The following is a 2,741-nucleotide window of genomic DNA, read 5'->3' as shown; positions in this document are numbered from 1 at the left end:
TTGTCGAGTACGCGGCAGGAAAGCGCTCCCCCGTGTCTTGACGGGGTGTCGATCCGCGGCGATCCTCTGGTTACTCAGTCGTAGAAAAGTTCCTCACCTTTTCGCGCCACCGGAGGCGGGACCCCATGACCCGACAGCCGTACCTGCGCAAGGCCGGCCTGATCAGCCTCGTCACGGTCCTCTTCGCCGTCCTGACGGCGCTCGGCACCGGGCCGGGCACCGCCGCGGCGGCGAACGACTGGTGGGACCCCGTGGCGCGGCCCGCCCCGGACTCCGGGGTGAACGTCGCCGGCGAGCCGTTCCGCGGCACCGACGCCCAGGGCGACGTGCGCGGCTTCGTCGACGCGCACAACCACGTGATGTCCAACGAGGGCTTCGGCGGCCGGATCATCTGCGGCAAGCCGTTCGACCAGCAGGGCGTGACCGAGGCGCTGAAGGACTGCCCCGAGCACTACCCGGACGGCGCGCTCGCCCTCTTCGAGAACGTCACCGGCGGCGCCGACGGCCACCACGACCCGGTCGGCTGGCCGACGTTCGAGCACTGGCCCGCCAACGACTCGCTCAGCCACCAGCAGAACTACTACGCCTGGCTGGAGCGCGCCTGGCGCGGCGGGCAGCGGGTCCTGGTGCAGGACCTCGTCACCAACGGCCTGCTCTGCTCCATCTACCCGGCCAAGGACCGCGGCTGCGACGAGATGGACTCGATCCGGCTGCAGGCCGAGAAGACCTACGAGATGCAGGACTACGTCGACGCCATGTACGGCGGCGCCGGCCGCGGCTGGTTCCGTATCGTCACCGACGCCGAGCAGGCGCGCGCGGTGGTCGCCCAGGGCAAGCTCGCCGTGGTGCTGGGCGTGGAGACCTCCGAGCCGTTCGGCTGCAAGCAGGTGCTGGGCGTCGCGCAGTGCGACAAGGGCGACATCGACCGCGGTCTGGACGAGCTGTACGGCATGGGTGTGCGCAGCATGTTCCTGTGCCACAAGTTCGACAACGCGCTGTGCGGCGTGCGCTTCGACTCCGGCACGATCGGCGCGGCGGTCAACATCGGGCAGTTCCTGTCCACCGGCACGTTCTGGACCACCGAGAAGTGCACCGGCCGGCAGCAGGACAACCCCATCGGCCTGGCGGACGCGCCCGCGGAGATGGCGAAGCTGCTGCCCGCGGGGGTGTCCGTCCCCTCGTACGACCAGCAGGCCCGGTGCAACACCCGCGGCCTGAGCGGGCTGGGCGAGTACGCGGTGCGCGGGATGATGGAACGCAACATGATGCTGGAGCTGGACCACATGAGCGTCAAGGCCGCCGGCCGGGCGCTGGACATCCTGGAGTCGGAGTCGTATCCGGGCGTCATCTCCAGCCACAGCTGGATGGACCTGGACTGGACCGAGCGGCTCTACCGCCTCGGCGGCTTCTCCGCGCAGTACATGAACGCCGCCGAGGACTTCGTCGAGCAGGGCCGGCGCGGCGCGGAGCTGCGCGACAAGTACGGGGCCGGCTACGGCTACGGCACCGACATGAACGGCGTCGGCGGCTGGCCCGCGCCCCGCGGCGCGGACGCCCCCGACAAGGTCGAGTACCCCTTCACGAGCGCCGACGGCGGCTCGGTCCTCGACCGGCAGGTCACCGGCGAGCGCACGTGGGACTTCAACACCGACGGCGGTGCGCACGCGGGCCTCGTACCCGACTGGATCGAGCAGATGCGGCTGCACGGCGGCGGCGACGTGGTCGAGGACCTGATGGCCGGCGCCGAGTCCTACCTGACCACCTGGGGCGCCGCCCAGGGCCACGAGAAGCCGGCGAACCTCGCCGCGGGCGCCGCCGCCACCGCCAGCTCCACCGAGTTCAGCCTGCTGACGAGCTACGCCCCCGAGCGCGCCGTCGACGGCGACCGCTCCACCCGCTGGGCCAGCAAGTGGAGCGACGACCAGTGGCTGCGGCTCGACCTCGGCGAGAGCCGCACGATCGGCCGGGTCACGCTCGACTGGGAGCGGGCGTACGCGAAGGCGTACCGGGTGGAGGTCTCCGCGGACGGCAACGCCTGGCGCACGGTGTGGGCGACGGAGAGCGGCGACGGCGGCCTCGACACCGCCACGTTCGACGCCACGGAGGCGCGCCATGTCCGGATCGCCGGAGTGCAGCGGGGTACCGAGCACGGCTATTCGCTCCACGAGGTGGGCGTGCACTCCGGGTGAGGGTTCGGCGTAAGATCGGCCAATGGCTGACTTGACCGAAACCACACCCGGCTGGCTGGCTCCCGAGGAGCTGGAGTCGGCGCGCGCACGGATGCCGGTCCTCTACGTCGACGCGGTGCCCGTCCGCGTCGACGACCGGGGCGAGGTCACGCACGTCGGCCTGCTGCTGCGGATCGGCCCGGACGGCGCGGTGAGCCGCGCGCTGGTCTCCGGCCGGGTGCTGCACCACGAGCGGGTCAGGGACGCGCTGCTGCGGCATCTGGAGAAGGACCTCGGCCCGGTGGCGCTGCCGCGGGTGCCGTCGTCGCCGCAGCCGTTCACGATCGCCGAGTACTTCCCGACCCACGGCATCACGCCGTACCACGACCCGCGGCAGCACGCGGTGTCCCTGGCGTACATCGTGCCGGTGGCGGGCGACTGCCGGCCGCGGCAGGACGCGCTGGACTTCGTCTGGTTCACGCCGCAGGAGGCGGCCTCGCCGGTGGTGCAGCAGGAGATGCCCGGCGGCCAGGGCCACCTGCTCAAGCAGGCGCTCGCGCACGTGGGGTACGT

2 protein-coding genes are annotated in these 2,741 nt (G+C 71.8%); both read left to right on the top strand.

The window, feature by feature from the left end; translation table 11 throughout:
* Positions 1–125: 125 nt before the first annotated feature.
* Entirely contained in the window at positions 126–2,189 is a 2,064-nt protein-coding gene (locus tag H5J30_RS25935; RefSeq protein WP_181789768.1) for a discoidin domain-containing protein, read from the top strand.
* 22 nt (positions 2,190–2,211) lie between these two features.
* Positions 2,212–2,741 (top strand): NUDIX hydrolase family protein (locus H5J30_RS25930; protein WP_181789767.1); only part of this gene is annotated, 530 nt, incomplete at its 3' end.

Source organism: Streptomyces phytophilus (assembly GCF_013870535.1).
Classification (GTDB): Bacteria; Actinomycetota; Actinomycetes; order Streptomycetales; family Streptomycetaceae; genus Streptomyces; species Streptomyces phytophilus.
The sequence above is the reverse complement of the archived record's forward strand: the minus strand, read 5'-3'. Positions and strand labels throughout refer to the sequence as shown.